Origin of the sequence: Nocardioides sp., assembly GCF_004803405.1 — a bacterium.
In the GTDB taxonomy this organism is placed as follows: Bacteria; Actinomycetota; Actinomycetes; order Propionibacteriales; family Nocardioidaceae; genus Nocardioides; species Nocardioides vastitatis.
In genome coordinates, this window is sequence record NZ_SSXI01000055.1 from 1 (window position 1) to 15,271 (window position 15,271).

Annotated in this window: 15 protein-coding genes; 7 read left to right on the forward strand and 8 right to left on the reverse strand. The window is 71.7% G+C overall.

The window, feature by feature from the left end:
• Together E7Z54_RS03675 and E7Z54_RS03680 are read right to left on the reverse strand one after the other, a co-directional pair.
• Nucleotides 1-1,577, reverse strand: a 1,577-nt coding sequence (locus tag E7Z54_RS03675) for an ATP-dependent helicase (RefSeq protein WP_240769501.1), incomplete at its 3' end; no start/stop codon positions are given.
• Nucleotides 1,578-1,613: 36 nt separating this feature from the next.
• Entirely contained in the window at nucleotides 1,614-2,024 is a 411-nt protein-coding gene (locus tag E7Z54_RS03680) for a cupin domain-containing protein (RefSeq protein ID WP_136431653.1), read from the reverse strand.
• Nucleotides 2,025-2,585: 561 nt separating this feature from the next.
• On the opposite strand from E7Z54_RS03680, the gene E7Z54_RS03685 reads away from it, so the two are divergent.
• Together E7Z54_RS03685 and tpx are read left to right on the forward strand one after the other, a co-directional pair.
• Nucleotides 2,586-5,090 carry an SCO7613 C-terminal domain-containing membrane protein gene (locus E7Z54_RS03685; protein ID WP_136431654.1) on the forward strand — a complete coding sequence of 835 codons (2,505 nt, stop codon included), beginning with the start codon at nucleotides 2,586-2,588 and terminating at the stop codon, nucleotides 5,088-5,090.
• 106 nt (nucleotides 5,091-5,196) lie between these two features.
• Complete coding sequence (gene tpx, locus E7Z54_RS03690) at nucleotides 5,197-5,688, forward strand: thiol peroxidase (protein ID WP_136431655.1); 492 nt, start codon at nucleotides 5,197-5,199, stop codon at nucleotides 5,686-5,688.
• 8 nt (nucleotides 5,689-5,696) lie between these two features.
• On the opposite strand, the gene E7Z54_RS03695 is transcribed toward tpx, so the two are convergent.
• Nucleotides 5,697-6,005 carry an MGMT family protein gene (locus tag E7Z54_RS03695; protein ID WP_136431656.1) on the reverse strand — a complete coding sequence of 103 codons (309 nt, stop codon included), beginning with the start codon at nucleotides 6,003-6,005 and terminating at the stop codon, nucleotides 5,697-5,699.
• A 172-nt stretch (nucleotides 6,006-6,177) separates the two neighbouring features.
• Complete coding sequence (gene moeZ, locus E7Z54_RS03700; RefSeq protein WP_136431657.1) at nucleotides 6,178-7,386, reverse strand: adenylyltransferase/sulfurtransferase MoeZ; 1,209 nt, start codon at nucleotides 7,384-7,386, stop codon at nucleotides 6,178-6,180.
• A 213-nt stretch (nucleotides 7,387-7,599) separates the two neighbouring features.
• On the opposite strand from moeZ, the gene E7Z54_RS03705 reads away from it, so the two are divergent.
• The 4 genes from E7Z54_RS03705 (at nucleotide 7,600) to E7Z54_RS03720 (ending at nucleotide 9,923) form a co-directional block, all read left to right on the forward strand.
• A complete protein-coding gene (locus tag E7Z54_RS03705) occupies nucleotides 7,600-8,247 on the forward strand; it encodes a TetR/AcrR family transcriptional regulator (RefSeq protein ID WP_136431658.1) in 648 nt (215 codons plus the stop codon).
• Between the two features lie 72 nt (nucleotides 8,248-8,319).
• Entirely contained in the window at nucleotides 8,320-8,550 is a 231-nt protein-coding gene (locus tag E7Z54_RS03710; protein ID WP_136431659.1) for a DUF3107 domain-containing protein, read from the forward strand.
• Nucleotides 8,551-8,671: 121 nt separating this feature from the next.
• Nucleotides 8,672-9,481, forward strand: coding sequence for a PP2C family protein-serine/threonine phosphatase (locus E7Z54_RS03715; RefSeq protein ID WP_168798147.1), 810 nt, complete (start codon nucleotides 8,672-8,674; stop codon nucleotides 9,479-9,481).
• Nucleotides 9,482-9,548: 67 nt separating this feature from the next.
• Nucleotides 9,549-9,923, forward strand: a complete 375-nt coding sequence (locus E7Z54_RS03720; protein WP_136431661.1) for a hypothetical protein — start codon at nucleotides 9,549-9,551, stop codon at nucleotides 9,921-9,923.
• Between the two features lie 9 nt (nucleotides 9,924-9,932).
• Here E7Z54_RS03720 and ligD (E7Z54_RS03725) read toward each other — a convergent pair whose 3' ends face one another.
• From ligD (E7Z54_RS03725) to lhgO, 3 genes are read right to left on the reverse strand one after another with little or no spacing between them, the layout of a single operon-like run.
• Nucleotides 9,933-10,853 (reverse strand): non-homologous end-joining DNA ligase, encoded by a 921-nt coding sequence (gene ligD / locus E7Z54_RS03725; RefSeq protein ID WP_136431662.1) that lies wholly within the window; start codon nucleotides 10,851-10,853, stop codon nucleotides 9,933-9,935.
• Between the two features lie 49 nt (nucleotides 10,854-10,902).
• Nucleotides 10,903-11,847, reverse strand: coding sequence for a non-homologous end-joining DNA ligase (gene ligD, locus E7Z54_RS03730; RefSeq protein WP_240769502.1), 945 nt, complete (start codon nucleotides 11,845-11,847; stop codon nucleotides 10,903-10,905).
• Between the two features lie 8 nt (nucleotides 11,848-11,855).
• The gene (lhgO, locus tag E7Z54_RS03735) at nucleotides 11,856-13,046 is read right to left on the reverse strand and encodes an L-2-hydroxyglutarate oxidase (RefSeq protein WP_136431663.1); all 1,191 of its coding nucleotides are present in this window, start codon (nucleotides 13,044-13,046) and stop codon (nucleotides 11,856-11,858) included.
• A 38-nt stretch (nucleotides 13,047-13,084) separates the two neighbouring features.
• Between lhgO and E7Z54_RS03740 the strand changes: the two genes are divergently transcribed.
• The gene (locus E7Z54_RS03740; protein ID WP_136431664.1) at nucleotides 13,085-14,008 is read left to right on the forward strand and encodes a Ku protein; all 924 of its coding nucleotides are present in this window, start codon (nucleotides 13,085-13,087) and stop codon (nucleotides 14,006-14,008) included.
• A 10-nt stretch (nucleotides 14,009-14,018) separates the two neighbouring features.
• Here the strand turns inward: E7Z54_RS03740 and E7Z54_RS03745 are convergent.
• On the reverse strand, nucleotides 14,019-15,271 hold a 1,253-nt coding region (locus E7Z54_RS03745; protein WP_136431665.1), incomplete at its 5' end, for a trypsin-like peptidase domain-containing protein.

Here is a 15,271-nt window from a genome sequence, read left to right on the forward strand (position 1 = left end):
AGCCCTTCCAGTCCGTCGAGGAATTCGGCGTCCACGACGGCGAGCCGCACCAGCTCCCGCGAGGCGCGTGGCGTGGCGTGCGACGCCTGGGCCGCGTCCTTATCACGGGCGCGGAGCTGGCGGGCCAGGCGCCGGACGTCACCGGCGTCGAGGCCTCCGAGCGGGCCGGTCAGCAGAGCCTCCGCGCGGCCGGGGTCGACGCCGTCGGCACCGACGACGGCGTCCTTGTAGTCCTTGTCCAGGTTGACCACGGCACGCAGGCCGTCCAGGAGCGGCAACACGGCGGGGTCGCGGACCAGCGGCACCTCGTCGGCGGCGACCTCGACAGGAACACCGGCCGCGCCAAGCGCCCGGCGGAGCGGCCCGATGCTGGCTCGCCCGGACCGGACGAGGACCGCCATGTCGTCCCAGGGGACACCGTCCTCGAGATGGGCCCGACGGAGCAGGCCCGCGAGGTGGTCGGCCTCGGCGCGCTCGGTGTCGAAGGTGTGGACCTGGATACGGCCGTCACCATGCGGCCCGGGCGCGGCGACCGGCCTGAGAAAGGCCTCGCGTGCGCCCTCCTCGATCGACCCGGGCAGCCCGATCCGGCCTGCGACGCGCTGCGCAGCACGGAGGATCCGCGGACCGAAGCGGCGCGTGGTGCGGAGCGCCACCACGTCGGCGGGCGACCCGTCGGCCTGCGGGAACTCGGTCGGGAACTCGAGGATCCCGCGCACCTCCGCGCCGCGGAAGCCGTAGATCGATTGGTGCGGGTCGCCGACGACCACGAGGTCCCGGCCGTCGCCGGCCAGGGCGCGGAGCAGCGCCACCTGTCCGGGATCGGTGTCCTGGTACTCGTCGACGAAGACGTGGCGGAACTGCGCTCGCAGCTCGTCGCGGTGCTCGTCGGCCTCGATCCCCGCCCGGCGGATCAGGTCGGCGTAGTCGGTGGCCCCCTGGCTGTCGAGCGAGTCGAGGTACTGCTCGAGGAACAGCCCAGCGGCGACGTACTCCTCGATGCCCTCGACCTCGCCGAGCCGCCGCAGCTCCCCACCGTCGAGGCCCTTCTCCCGCGCTCGGGCGAGCACCGCGTGCACCTCACGGGCGAAGCCGCGGGTGCCGAGCGCGTGCCGGAACCGATCGGGCCACTGGACAGACTCCGGGTGGTCGGTGAGCAGCTCCCGGAGCACGACGTCCTGCTCGGGAGCGGACAGCAGCCGCAGCGGTGCCTCGTAGAGCTCGGCCGGCGCGTAGCGGCGCACCAGCGCGTAGGCGAAGGAGTGGAACGTGGAGCTCAGCTGCGTGCCGGTGGTGCGTCCCAGTCGGGCCGACACGCGGTCACGCAGCTGGTCGGCCGCCTTGCGGGAGAAGGTCAGGGCGAGGACCTCGTCGGGTCGGGCGCCACGGCGCTCGATCCGGTCGACGATCGCCTCGACCAGCGTCGTCGTCTTGCCGGTCCCCGGGCCGGCGAGGACGAGGAGCGGCCCGCCCGGGTGGTCGACGACCTGCCGCTGGTGCTCGTCGAGTCCGGGCGCGGCGACGGCCGGCGCCGCCGTCGCGATCCGGTATGTCGTCCGCTGCTCCACGACGCTCACTCAACCATCCTGTTCCGACGCTAACCGGAACGCCGCTCAGGCGAGGTCGAAGTCGGCGAAGTCGAAGCCGGGCGAGACCAGGCAGCTCACCAGCGCGTCCGCGTCGGAGGGCACGGTCCGCTGCCACGCACCGGCGGGGACCAGGCCCTGCGGCGACTCGGGCCCGACCACGAACCCAGCCGTCGGTGCCTCCTCGGGCGCCTCCCCGGAGCCACCCAGCTGGACGGTGACCGACCCGCTGTGGGCGAGCCAGATCTCGTCGGACCGCACCCGATGCCATGCGGACGACTCCCCGGCCGGCAGCAGGAAGTAGATCAGCGTCGCCGTCGGCCGCACCCGCCCGTCCGCCAGCGTCACGACCTCCGGCGAGGCCCACGTCTGGCGGTACCAACCGCCCTCGGGATGCGGCTCCAGGTCAAGGCGTACGGCGAGCTCGGGTCGGTCCACGGACAGGAGTCTGCCTCGGACTGCCCGGGCGTCCCCGCCGAACCGCCGACCTCCTCGCAGGGAGACGACGACCGGGTCCGCGTGCGGTCCACATGGTGAAGGGCCCTTGTGAGTATGAGTCACAAGGGCCCTTCGGGTTGACCGGTACTGGTGACGCTCCCGGTCGATCAACCGTCAGCTGCGATCCCACGAGCCTCGTCACCCGGCTCGTGCGGCCGGCGTCCCCGAAGGGCCGCCTTCGCCCGATCCCGAAGGACCTCGGCGATGGCCATCTGGATCCCGACTTCCGGCGGATCCCGCTCTCCCGGAGGAGTGCGTGGGAGAAGTTCTACGCCCGTCCGGAACCGCTCCGCAAGGGTTTTCCGCCAAGTATTTCGGGGGTTGTCGGCCCTCCACCGATGCTCGGCGTGTCCTCCACAGATCCGGGTGTCGTCCTCCACAGATTGCTGGCCTTCCTCCCCAGATCGGGGACGAGGCTGTGGAGAGTGAGTGCTCCTACTCAGCCAGCGATGAGTGCGCGCGCAATGTCGCACCGACCGGTCCGCGTGAGGGAATGTGGTCATGCGCTACGCCGACCCGACGCTCTGCCCCGACTGCCGCTCCGCGTTGCCTCGTGGCGTTCCGACCTGCCCGACGTGCCAGCTCCTGGTCCGACACCCGCTGGCCATCAGGCTGTTCGGAACGCTCCAGACCGCCGACACCCTGCTCGTCCAGCTCCGCAGTGCCTCCGACGAGTTCCACGCGGTCGGGGCCAGGCAGTCCGTCCCGGCCGGCGCCGCCCAGGGGGCCACGCCGCCTCCGCCGCCTCCGCCCCCGGCGTCGGCTCTGCCCGGTCCGCATCGTGCCCCGGTGGCGCCGGTGGCCCCGGTGGCCCTCGGTGGTGGCGTCGGCTTCGCCTCCGTCCCGAAGATCCTGCTCGGGCTGGGCGCGCTCTGCCTGCTCGTCGCGGCACTCGTCTTCCTCGCCGTGTCCTGGTCGGCTCTCGGCGTCGGTGGCCGTACTGCCGTCCTCGCCGGCTTCACCCTCGCGGCGGGCGCATCCGCCCTGATCCTCCACCGGGCAGGGCTCCGGGTCGCCGGGGAGTCCCTCATCGTCGTCGCGCTCGGCATGCTCGGACTCGACGTCCTCGGCGCTGGTGCGGCCGGCTGGCTGGGCGACGGCCCGGACGGCGTCGTCACCCTCACCACGGGACTGGTGCTGAGCGCCGCAGGCGCAGCGCTCGGCCTGGTCCGGGTCGGCGACCGGCCCCGGCTGGTCGCGCCACAGATCATCTCCGGCATCGGCCTGCTGACCGCCTACCTCGGCGCGATGGACACCACCGACCACCGCCTGCTGGCAGGGCACGCGCTCACCGTCCTGGGCATCGGAGTCGTGCTGCTGGCCCGGTCGATCAGCCTCCCCGCACTGATGTGGAGCCACCTCGTCGGGGTCGCGCTGGTCTGGACCGCTACCGCCGGCATCGCGCTGACCGACGCCATTCTCGAACCCACTCTCGACCAGTTGTGGCTCCGTGGCTCGGGCTGGTCCCTTCTCGCCACCGCTGCGCTGATGCTGCTGCCGGGCGTCGTGGTCCGCGAGCGCACCATGCTTCTGGCCGGCGCGAGCTGCGCGGCGACGATCCTCACCGTGACGGCCACGCTCCCCAGCATCGACACGGACGCGGCGACCTTCGGCCTGGTCGCGCTCGGCGTGAGCGCCGCCTGGGTCCTCGTCTTCGGCGCCCTCCCCACTGGCGTCCGTGCCATCGCCATCGCGCCGTCGATCGTCGGCACCGTCATCCTCTTCGGGCTCGCACTCGTCGCCGGCGGCGTCGCGTTCGCCCGATGGGTGGAGATCGAGAGCGCGTTCGGCAGTCCCCTCGACGTCGGGCTGCGCCGCCCCGACCCGGTGACAGAGCCCCTGCTGCTCGTTCCGTCGCTGGTCGTCATCGTCGTCTTCCTGGCCCTGCTGTCCCCGGACCGCGGGCGAGGCGCCCTCCGCGTCTGGGCACAGGCGCTGACCCTCACGGCCGGCGTCGGCGCCGCGGTCACGCTGGCGTCGTACGACGTCCTGCTGGCCGTCCCCGTCACGGCACTCACGCTGACCGCGCTCGCCGCTGCGGCATTCGCCCTGACCGCGCGCGGTGCGCGGGCGGCGGGCTTCGGTGCCGCCGCCCTGGTGCTCGCGGCCCTCGCCTCGATCCTGGCGGTTCCCAGCTCCACCCTGACGCTCGTCGTCGCCGGCGTCGGCTTCCTGGTCGCGCTCGGCTTCGCCGCCGTCGCTCGGGACCGCGTGCTGAAGGTCTTGGGCGGCCTGACGACCGCACCGGCGCTCGCCCTGGCGATAGGCGCCGGCGTCGACGTCGCAGCCGCCGGTGCGGCGTGGGTGGCGATCCCGATCCTGGCCGGGGTCGGTGTCGTCGCACTCTGCCTCCCGCGCCTCGAGGTGGAGCTGAGCGCGATCGGCACGGCCTTGGTGGCGTTCCCCGTCTCGCTCGCCACCGCCGCCGACGCCGGTGGGCTGGCCGCGTTCTGGCTGACTGTCGCCGGCTGCCTCGCCTGCGCCTCCGCGCTGCTGCACGAGTCGCGCCGGTCGGTGGCGTGGGCCGGCGGGGTTCTCCTGCTCCTGGCCAGCTGGGTCCGCCTGGCCGACCTCGACGTGAGCGATCCCGAGCCCTACACGCTTCCGTTGGCCGCGCTGTTGCTGGCCTTCGGGCTCTGGCGGATGCGCAAGGACGACGCCGTCGGCACCGCCGAGGCGCTGCTCCCCGGGCTGACCCTCGCCACCGTGCCGTCGTTGATCTGGGTGCTCCAGGACCCGGTCTCGATCCGGGCGCTGGTGCTCGGCACGGGCTGCCTCGTCCTGTCCATCGCCGGCGCCGCGCTGCGATGGAGTGCTCCGCTCCTCACGGGTGCCACGGTCGGCGCAGTGGTGGTGGTGCGGGAGATCGGCGCCTACCCCGGTGAGATTCCCAGGTGGGTGTGGATCGCCCTCGCGGGGATGCTGCTCATCGTCGCGGGAATCACCTGGGAGCGTCGCTTGCTCGAGCTGCGCAACGCCGCGGGGTTCCTCGGTCGACTGCGCTGACACGGTGCCTGGTCACGTCTCTGGGCCAGAAAAACGGCCCCCAGGCCAGGAGGCGAGCAGCCCTCCCACCGTGCGGGCGGCGGAGAACACCTGCTAGACAACGCGCATGGCTACCACTGCACTCGGGGGCAACCCCGTCACCACTGTCGGCGATCTCCCCGCGGTCGGCTCGTCCGCCCCGGCCTTCGAGCTGGTCGGCTCCGACTTCAGTCCGATCACGCTGCCCGCGGGCGGCCGCGCGGTGATCAACATCTTCCCGAGCATCGACACCGCCGTCTGCGCGACGAGCGTGCGGAAGTTCAACGAGCTCGCCAGCACCCTCACGGACACCACGGTGATCAACGTGTCGCAGGACCTGCCGATGGCGCAGGCACGCTTCTGCGGCGCGGAGGGCATCGACGGCGTGCTGGTCGGCTCGGGCTTCCGGTCCACCTTCGGCGAGGACTACGGCGTGAAGATGGTCGACGGCAAGCTGGCCGGCCTCTTGGCCCGCTCCATCGTGGTGGTGGACGCCGACGGCACCGTGGTGCACAACCAGCTCGTGCCCGAGATCGCGATCGAGCCGGACTACGACGCCGCGCTCGCCGCGCTCGGCTGACGCCAGCGTCAGTCGCCCGTCGCGGGGTCCCAGAACGCCCGCGTCATGTCGAGGCCGCCGCCGACCCGCAGCGGCGTGCCCTCGGCCAGGTACTGGTCGCGCGCCCGGTCGTCGTGGCTGGGCGGGAGCGTGCCGTCCGCACGCACTACCCGCCACCACGGCACCGGGCCGCCGTGCCTGGCCATCACCGATCCCACCTGACGGGGTCCCCCGCCGACGACGGCTGCCAGGGCGCCGTAGGTCGTGACGCGGCCGGGCGGGACCTGCTCGACCAGATCGAGCAGCCGCTCGACGTACTCCTCGTCCACAGAGGGCATTCAACCGCGCGGCGCGACGACGCCCAAAGACGGACCGAGAGCCCTGTCCTCAGGACAGGGCTCTCGGGTGCTCCCTCGGGTGAAAAGACGCCTTCAGGACTTCATCGTGGCTCCGGGGACACCACGAACCACGATGTCAGGACCAACGACGACGACGGGGCGCGGTTATGGGTCAGTACGACGGCTGGCTCGGGTCGATCTGGTTCACCCAGGCGACCACGCCACCCCCGACGTGGAGGGCGTCGTCGTACCCGGCACCCTTGACCACCGCGAGGCACTCCGCGGACCGCACGCCGCTCTTGCAGTGCAGGATCACCTGCGTGCCCGAGTCGACCGGCGGCAGCTGCGCGAGCGCGTTGCCGTTGAGGAACTCGCCCTTCGGGATGAGGAGCGACCCGGGGATCTTGTTGATCTCGTACTCGTTCGGCTCGCGCACGTCGATCAGGACGAAGTCACGGGTGCCCTCCGCGCGCTCCTTGAGCAGGTTCTCGAGCTGGACGACCGAGATGGTCGCGTCGGCAGCGGCGTCCGCGGCCTCCTCGGAGATGGCACCGCAGAACGCGTCGTAGTCGATCAGGCCGGTGACGGTCGGATTCTCACCGCACAGCGCGCAGTTGGGGTCCTTGCGGACCTTCAGCTTGCGCCACTCGAGCTCGAGAGCGTCGTAGATGACGAGCTTGCCGATGGCCGGGTCGCCAGCGCCGACGAGGAGCTTGATCGCCTCGTTGACCTGGATCGAGCCGATCGAGGCGCAGAGAACGCCGAGCACGCCGCCCTCGGCGCAGGACGGAACCATGCCGGGCGGAGGGGGCTCGGGGTAGAGGCACCGGTAGCAGGGGGCGTCGTCGGCCATGGTCGGCGCGAAGACCGAGGCCTGGCCGTCGAACCGGTAGATCGAGCCCCAGACGTAGGGGATCCCGAGGAAGTAGGCCGCGTCGTTGACCATGTAGCGGGTCGCGAAGTTGTCGGTCCCGTCGACGATCAGGTCGTAGCCCCGGAAGATCTCCATGACGTTGTCGTTGTCGAGGCGCTCGTTGTGCACCACGACCTGGACCAGCGGGTTGATCTCCGCGATCGACTCCTGGGCGGAGAGGGCCTTCGGCTTGCCGATGTCGGACTGGCCGTGGATCACCTGACGCTGCAGGTTGGACTCGTCGACCTCGTCGAACTCTGCGATGCCCAGCGTGCCGACGCCCGCGGCGGCGAGGTACAGCAGAGCCGGGCTGCCCAGGCCACCGGCACCGATGACGAGCACCTTGGCGTTCTTCAGCCGCTTCTGCCCGTCCATGCCCACGTCGGGGATGATGAGGTGGCGGCTGTAGCGGCGCACCTCGTCGATGGTCAGCTCGGCGGCCGGCTCGACCAGCGCGGGAAAGCTCACTGCTTGCTCCTGTACTCCAGATCGGGTGGGGCGGTCCAAGGAGTAACGCGGAGCGCACCCCTCGGTGTTCCCTCGACCCCACCATGGTCCCCGCCGGAGGCGACCACCGGTCGCCACGTCCCGTCATCCGGACCGGCGCGCCGGGGCGGGGAGGAGCCGGCGAGGGAGGCCCGACGGCTGCCGGCGTCACTACCAGCGAGTAGGCTCTCCGGCGTGGTGACCGAGCAGTACGACGTCGACGAGGCGCGCCCCCGCGGCGTGCGCCTTCCTCGTCGCGAACGTCGGGCGCAGCTGTTGTCCTCAGCCCTCGAGGTCTTCGTGGCCCATGGCTACCACGCTGCCGCGATGGACGACATCGCCGAGCGCGCGGGCGTGTCCAAGCCGGTGCTCTATCAGCACTTCCCGGGCAAGCTGGAGCTCTACATCGCGATCCTCGACGCGGCCTGCGACGCGATCATCGCGAACTGTCGGAAGGCGCTGGAGTCCACCGATGACAACAAGCAGCGGGTGGCGGCTGCGATCGACGCCTTCTACGGCTACGTCGCCCACGACACCGGCGCGTTCCGGATCGTCTTCGAGTCCGACCTGACCAACGAGCCGGCGGTGCGTGGCCACGTGGACCGGGTCACCACCGAGTGCGCCGACATGATCGCCGCGGTGATCCACGACGACACCGGCCTGCCCGACCCGGCGTCGCGGCTGCTCGCCGTGTCCCTGGTGGGAATGGCGCAGGTGAGCGCGCGGTTCTGGCTGACCAACGAGGAAGGCCTCGGCGCCCTGACCCGGGAGCAGGCGACCGCACTCGTGTCCGGCCTGGCCTGGCGCGGGATCCGGGGCTATCCCAAGGCCGAGGACCACTAGAACGTCCTGACTAGTCTGGGCTCAGGCCACCGGGAGTCCCGGTGGCCGAGCCCCGAACGAGGAGAGAAGACCATGACCGTCGAGGTCAAGATCGGTGTTCAGAACGCCGCCCGCGAGCTCGTGCTCGAGACCGACGAGACCAACGAGTCCGTGGCCACGCTGGTCAAGGAGGCGCTGGCCTCGGAGGACGGCGTCCTCACGCTGACCGACACCAAGGGCAAGGTCACCGTGGTCCCGACGGCCAAGCTCGCCTACGTGGAGATCGGTCGGAGCGTGGCGGGCCAGGTCGGCTTCCGTTCCTGAGCTTGCCCAGGAACGGGTGGACTGACAGCCTTCACGGAACTCTGTGGGGATCCCCAGGCGTTTCACAGGCTGGGCGGGCAGGGTCGTCCTTGACCGACAGGTCAGCCAGGAGGTGAGCTCGGTGCTCCAGTTCCGCTTCGCAGCGCAGAGCGAGACCGGTCGCGTGCGCGACAACAACGAGGACGCAGGGTTCGCGAGCCCCTACCTGCACTGCATCGCCGACGGGGTCGGTGGTGCCGCCGCCGGCGAGGTCGCATCCGCGACCACGACGTACGTCGTCAACGCCCGGGTGCTCGCCCACCCCGGCATGGAGCCGGCCCGGCTTCTGCGCGCCGCGGCCCAGGAGGCGCACGACCAGCTCGTGGCCGGCGTCGCAGCCGATGCCGGCCGGCTCGGCATGGCCACCACCCTGACCGCGATCCTGACCGACGGTGAGCGCACGGCCCTGGCCCATATCGGTGACTCTCGGGCATACCTGCTCCGCGACGGCGTACTGGCCCAGGTCTCCCGGGACCACACGATGGTCCAGGCCCTGGTCGACACCGGTCGGCTCACCCCGGAGGAGGCGGCGCTCTCGCCGTACAAGAACGTGGTGCTGCAGGCCGTGGACGCCGAGCACACCCCCGAGCCGGACCTGATCTGGCTCGACCTGCGTCCGGGCGACCGGCTGCTGCTGTGCAGCGACGGGGTCAGCGACGTGCTGAGGCCGACTGCGATCCGCACCCTGCTCGGCGCCGAGTCGCGCAGCATGGCCGTCGACCGGCTGCTGCGCGCCGCCCTCGACGGTGGCAGCCGGGACAACGTCACCGCCGTGCTGGCCGACGTCGTGGACGAGCCGGCGGTCGCCGGCAACGGGATGCTGCTGGGAGCGGCCGTCGACCTCGCGAACGTCGTGGACCCGGTCGCGGTGCGTCCGCTGCGCACCGCCTGAGCTGGTCCGCGGCGTGCCGCCGAGGAAACCCCGACGCGGTGTCCCCGCGGAGATCTACACTGGCGGTGTGAGCGCCAAGCGGTTTTACGAGTACGCGCGCCTGTGGGTGCCGCTGTACGACGCTGCCGCGCTCACCGTCACCCGGCCGGTCTACCTGATCGAGGCCGCCGACGGCTTCGAGGGGATCACCGCGGAGAAGAACACGACCCTGATGAGCCTGTTCAACGAGATGGGCCGCCAGGGCTGGCGGATCGAGACCACTCCCCTGCGGGTGAGCCACCCGTCACCGGAGTTCCAGCTGCTCATCGACGCGACCCTCGACGAGGCCGACCATGCCACGGCGCCCGACGAGCTGGCCCACGCTGTGGGCTCCAGCGGCGACCCGGCGGGCACGGTCATCGAGTTCGACGTCTACGGGATGCGGCGGCGCCTGCCCGGCTGAGTCTGCCGATCAGGGGGCGAACAGGTCGCCGTACTCCTCCACCCGGTCGAGGACCTGCGTGGGCGAGAACTGGTCGAGGCCGAGCTCGTCCTCGGCGCCCTCCGCGACCTCCTCCCACGTGATCGGGGTCGCGATCTGCGGGCGCGGGGTGCCGCGCAACGAGTAGGGCGACACGGTGGTCTTGGAGCCGGCGTTCTGGGACCAGTCCAAGAACACCTTCCCGCGGCGCTTGGCCTTGGTCATCAGCGCGGTGACCTGCTGGGGTCGCTGCGCCTGGAGCTCCTCGGCGACCTCCTTGGCGATGGCGCTCGTCTCGTCCGAGGGCAACGGCTCGGGCAGCCGGGCGTAGAGGTGGAGTCCCTTGCTGCCGCTGGTCACCGGGATCGCGGCGAGCCCGCGCTCCGCAAGGGCGTCCCTCGCCAGCAGCGCGACCTGGCAGCACTCGTGCAGCCCCGCCGGCTCGCCCGGGTCGAGGTCGATCACCACCCGGTCCGCACCGACCGGCAGGTCGTCCTGGTCGACGGTCCACTGGTGCACGTGCAGCTCGAGCGCTGCGAGCTGGACGGCCCAGATCAGCGTCGGCAGGTCGTCGACGATCGGGAACACCAGGGTGTCACCGTGGCGGCTCGGACCGCGACTGCCCGTCGTCGGGACCTCCGCGGTACGCACCCACGACGGCGTGCCGGCAGGCGCGTTCTTCTCGAAGAAGCTCAGGTCGCCGACGCCGTGCGGCCAGCGGATCCGAGTCACCGGGCGACCGGCGAGGTGCGGAAGCAGCACGGGCGCGATCCGGGCGTAGTAGTCGAGCACCTCCCCCTTCGTGGTGCCGGTGCTCGGGTAGAGCACCTTCTCGAGGTTGGTGAGCCGCAGCGTCCGGCCCTCGACGTCGACGTGCACCTCGGTCTGCGGGCTGTCAGGCCTCTTCGGCATCAGTCCTCAGCTCCCGGTGGGCGCGCGCCGCCGAGCCTGCCGAGCGGCGTCACGAGACCAGGTCCTCGGGCGAGAGATCGGTCCGCACCCCCTGGTACGACGGCTGGCGGAGCCTGTCGTAGCCCACACCGTGGCTGTCGATCTCGATCACGATCGCCGGCTCCACCCAGCTGGTGCCCTGCGCGTCGACCCGCGGCACCTCGTCCGCGAACGGGGAGCTCGCGCGGGTGAGCGGTGCCAGCAGGTCGGTCAGCAGCCGGGACTGCTTGGCGCCGATCCCGCTGCCGACCCGGCCGCGGTAGAGCAGCCCGTCAGGAGTCGGCTGACCCACCAGCAGCGAGGCCAGCCGGTCCCTGGTGCCGGTCTGCGGGCGCCAGCCGCCGACGACGTAGGAACCGCGATGCCGGTGCGCGAACTTCAGCCACTGGCTGCTTCGCTCCCCCGGCCGGTACGGCGAGTCGATCCGCTTGCTGACGATCCCCTCGAGCCCCTGGGCGCGGGTCGCGTCGAGCAGCATCCTGCCGTCGTCGTACTGCCCGGGGACCTGCCAGCCGGAGGGCGCGAGGTCCAGGTCGGCCAGCCGGCGTCGCCGTTCGGAGAGCGGCAGCTCGAGCAGCTCCTCGCCGTCGAGGCGGAGCAGGTCGAAGACCATGAAGGTCGCCGGGATCCGCTCCGCGAGGCGCGCGATCGTCGCCGTCCTGCGGACGTGCATCCGGTCGGCGAGCACCCGGAAGTCCGGGACCCCACGCTCGTTGAGGGCGATGATCTCGCCGTCCACCACCCCGTCACGCAGCCCGGCCGGAGGCACGAGCAGCTCGGGCCAGGCCACGGTGATCCGGTTGCCGTTGCGGCTGCTGAGGCTCACCCCGGAGGCGTCGACAGCAGCGAGAGCGCGAACGCCGTCCCACTTCACCTCGTGCTGCCACTCCGGCCCCGTCGGCACGTGGGTGCCGGGCGAGGCCAGCATCGGAAGCAGCCCCCTCAGCACGGTCATGGGAGCCATCATGCCCAGATGCGGTCGACGACGTGCTCGGCGATGGCCAGGCTCGACGTCGCGGCGGGCGACGGCGCGTTGCGCACGCTGGTGATCCCGTCGGACTGGGTGATCCGGAAGTCGTCGACGAGCGAGCCGTCCCGCTCGACCGCCTGGGCCCGGACCCCGGACCCAGCGCGGACCACGTCGTCGGGTCCGATCTCCGGCACGTAGCGTCGCGCGACCCGCATGTAGGCGCGCTTGGACAGCGACCCGTGCACCTCCGTCACGCCGGTGCGCCAGTGCGTGGCCGCCATCCGCCAGAAGCCCGGCCAGGTCGCGATGCTGCCGACGTCGGCCAGCCGGAACGACGATCGTCGATAGCCGTCGCGCCGCAGGGCGAGCACGGCGTTCGGCCCGACCTCGAGGCCGCCGGAGACGCGACGGGTGAAGTGCACGCCGAGGAAGGGGTAACGCGGGTCTGGGACCGGATAGACCATCCCCCGCACCAGGTCGGCCTTCTCCGGCAGGACGGCCAGGTACTCGCCGCGGAACGGCACGATCCGCGGCGCCGGGTCGTCCCCCACCAACCTGCCGAGCCGGTCCGACTGGAGTCCTCCGCAGAGCACCAGCCGGTCGACGTCGTACCTCCGGGCGCCGGAGGCGACCGTGATCCGGCCGCCGTCACGGTCGACCCCCGTGACCGGCGTCGACAGCAGCACCCGGCCGCCGGTGGCCACGATCTCCGCGGCGAGCTGCTCGGCGACCGCTACGTAGTCGGTGATGGCCGTGTGCGGCGAGTGGAGGGCGGCCAGGCCCGCTGCGTGCGGCTCGACCTCTCGCATCGCTGCGCCGTCGAGGCGACGCAGCCCGGGCACGCCGTTCGCCGCGGCAGTGCGCTCGAGCGCCGTGAACCGGCCCATCTCGTCGGCGTCGACGGCGACCACGAGCTTGCCGCACTCGACGTACGGCAGGCCGTGCTCGGCGCAGTAGTCACGCAGGAGCGCGCGGCCGCGGGTGCACAGCTCGGCCTTGAGGCTGCCCGGCCGGTAGTAGATGCCGGCGTGGACCACCCCGGAGTTGTGACCGGTCTGGTGGACCGCGACGCGCTCCTCCGCCTCGAACACCACGACCTGTGAGCCGGGTCGTCGTCGGGCGATCTCGCGGCCGACGGCAAGGCCCACGATGCCGCCCCCGACGATGCCGATGGTGGTCGTCACGAGCCCATCGTCGCAGCGTGGGCTAGTACGCTCATGGAATGCGTGCGATCTGGAAGGGTGCCGTCTCCTTCGGCCTGGTCAGCGTCCCGGTCAAGCTCTACAGCGCGACCGAGAGCCACGATGTGTCGTTCCGCCAGGTCCATGCCAAGGACGGTGGGCGGATCAAGTACCAGCGCGTGTGCTCGATCGACGGCGAGGAGGTTCCGTACTCCGACATCGCCAAGGGCTACGAGACCGAGGACGGCGAGATGGTCATCCTCACCGACGACGACCTGTCCAACCTGCCGACCACGTCGTCCCGGGAGATCGCGGTCGAGAAGTTCGTGCCCAGCGACCAGATCGACCCGATGCTGTTCGAGAAGTCCTACTACCTCGAGCCCGAGGCGAGCGGCGCCAAGCCCTACGCCCTGCTGCGGCAGGCGCTGATCGAGGCTGACCGGATGGCCGTGGTCACCGTCGCGCTGCGGCAGCGCACCACGACCGCGGTGCTTCGCGTCCGCGACGACGTGATCGTGCTGCAGACGATGATGTGGCCCGACGAGATCCGGCAGCCGGACTTCAAGGTGGAGACCGGTGAGGTGAAGGACGCCGAGGTGAAGATGGCTCGGATGCTGGTCGAGACCCTCGCCGGCGACTTCGAGCCGGAGGAGTTCGAGGACGACTACGCCGAGGCGGTCCAGTCGGTGGTGAAGGCGAAGATCGAGGGTGGGGAGGTCAAGCGCACGGAGACCTCGACCAAGACCGGCGGCGAGGTCGTCGACCTGCTGGCCGCCCTCCAGCGCTCGGTCGAGGCCGCGAAGTCCTCGCGCGGCGAGCCCGCGGAGAGCGAGGAGCCCAAGAAGGCGCGCAAGGCACCGGCCAAGGCACCGGCGAAGAAGACGGCCGCGAAGAAGACCGCGGCGAAGAAGACCGCTGCCAAGAAGAGCACGACGAAGAAGGCCGCCGCCAAGAAGGCGAGCTGACCGCGGCGCGTCAGTCGGTCGCGTCCTCCGCCCGACCGATCAGGTCCTTCACCACGTCGATCGAGCGGATCCGGCCGCTGGTCACCGTCGTGCCCTGGTCGGACTGGAGCGCTGTCGGGATGCCGATCAGCTCCGCGTCGTTGTTGACCGCCATGCCGCCGGAGTTGCCGGGCGCGATCCGGGCGTCGGTGTCGAGCTCCGAGCGTGGGCCCAGATCAGGCGGGCTCAGCACGGTCGAGATGACCCCGGTGGTCACCGTGATCGACTCCCCGGAGCCGGCGACGGCCGGGAAGCCGAGGACGGTCACGTCGTCGCCCGCACGCAGCTCCGCCGAGCTGCCGATGGGGACGGTGGGCAGCTCGGGCTCCGCCGTGAGCTCGTTGCCCTCGGCGTCGGCGTAGACCTCGATCACGGCGACGTCGAACCGGCCGTCGGCCTCGACCACCCGGGCCCGGTAGGCCGGCGGGGCGTTGGTGTCGGTCATGCCGTCGGTGAGCGAGACCATCAGGTACTCCGGGTCGGCGATGTCGCTCGGGCCGTACTGCTCGTCGAGCCCCGGTGACTCCGGCGCCGCGACGTGCGCGTTGGTCAGGATCAGGCCGTCCGCTCGGATGATGGACCCCGAGCCGTGGTAGGTGCCGGACTCGGACGGGTTGGAGAGCCGGTGGGTGACGGCCGTGATCTTCACCGTGGCGGCCTTGGCGGCGTCCAGCTCCGCCCCGCTCAGCGAGTCCATCGAGTCCCCCGACGGCACCTGCGAGCCGGTCTGGTCCGCGCCGGGGCCCCCCGTCGTCGCGCCGTCGCGAACCAGCCACCACGCGGCACCCAGGACGCCGAGGATCAGCACCAGGACGGCGGCGGCGGAGCCGATGACGACGAGGCGCTTGCCCCAGCGGCGGCGAGCGATCCGACGCTCCTCCTCCTGGGCCGAGAGGATCGGCACCAGGGTGAGCTCGGGGCCGGCGACGGGGTGGCCGAGCCGGAGTGCGATCCGCTCGTCGAACCTCCTGGTCGTGATCCGCCGTCCGTCGAGGAAGGTGCCCTCGTTGGAGATGTTGGAGTAGGTCCAGCCGCCGGGGATGGCGTCGATCTGACCGTGCATCCGGGAGCAGGCCGGGTCGCCGATGACGACGGTGCAGTCGTGGCGGCGGCCGACCGTGATCTGCGTGGGGTGGCGGAACCGGTGCTCGCGCCCCTCGGCGACGAGCAGGAGGTCGGGGCCGGTGCGCTGCGGCGGCGGGCCGGCGTAGCCCTGCGGCCCGG

Coding starts and splice junctions, on each gene's coding strand:
- E7Z54_RS03685 (WP_136431654.1), top strand. CDS start 2,586: ATGCGCTACGCCGACCCGACGCTCTGCCCCGACTGCCGCTCCGCGTTG.
- tpx (WP_136431655.1), top strand. CDS start 5,197: ATGGCTACCACTGCACTCGGGGGCAACCCCGTCACCACTGTCGGCGAT.
- E7Z54_RS03695 (WP_136431656.1), bottom strand. CDS start 6,005: ATGCCCTCTGTGGACGAGGAGTACGTCGAGCGGCTGCTCGATCTGGTC.
- E7Z54_RS03710 (WP_136431659.1), top strand. CDS start 8,320: ATGACCGTCGAGGTCAAGATCGGTGTTCAGAACGCCGCCCGCGAGCTC.
- ligD (WP_136431662.1), bottom strand. CDS start 10,853: ATGCCGAAGAGGCCTGACAGCCCGCAGACCGAGGTGCACGTCGACGTC.
- ligD (WP_240769502.1), bottom strand. CDS start 11,847: ATGACCGTGCTGAGGGGGCTGCTTCCGATGCTGGCCTCGCCCGGCACC.
- E7Z54_RS03740 (WP_136431664.1), top strand. CDS start 13,085: ATGCGTGCGATCTGGAAGGGTGCCGTCTCCTTCGGCCTGGTCAGCGTC.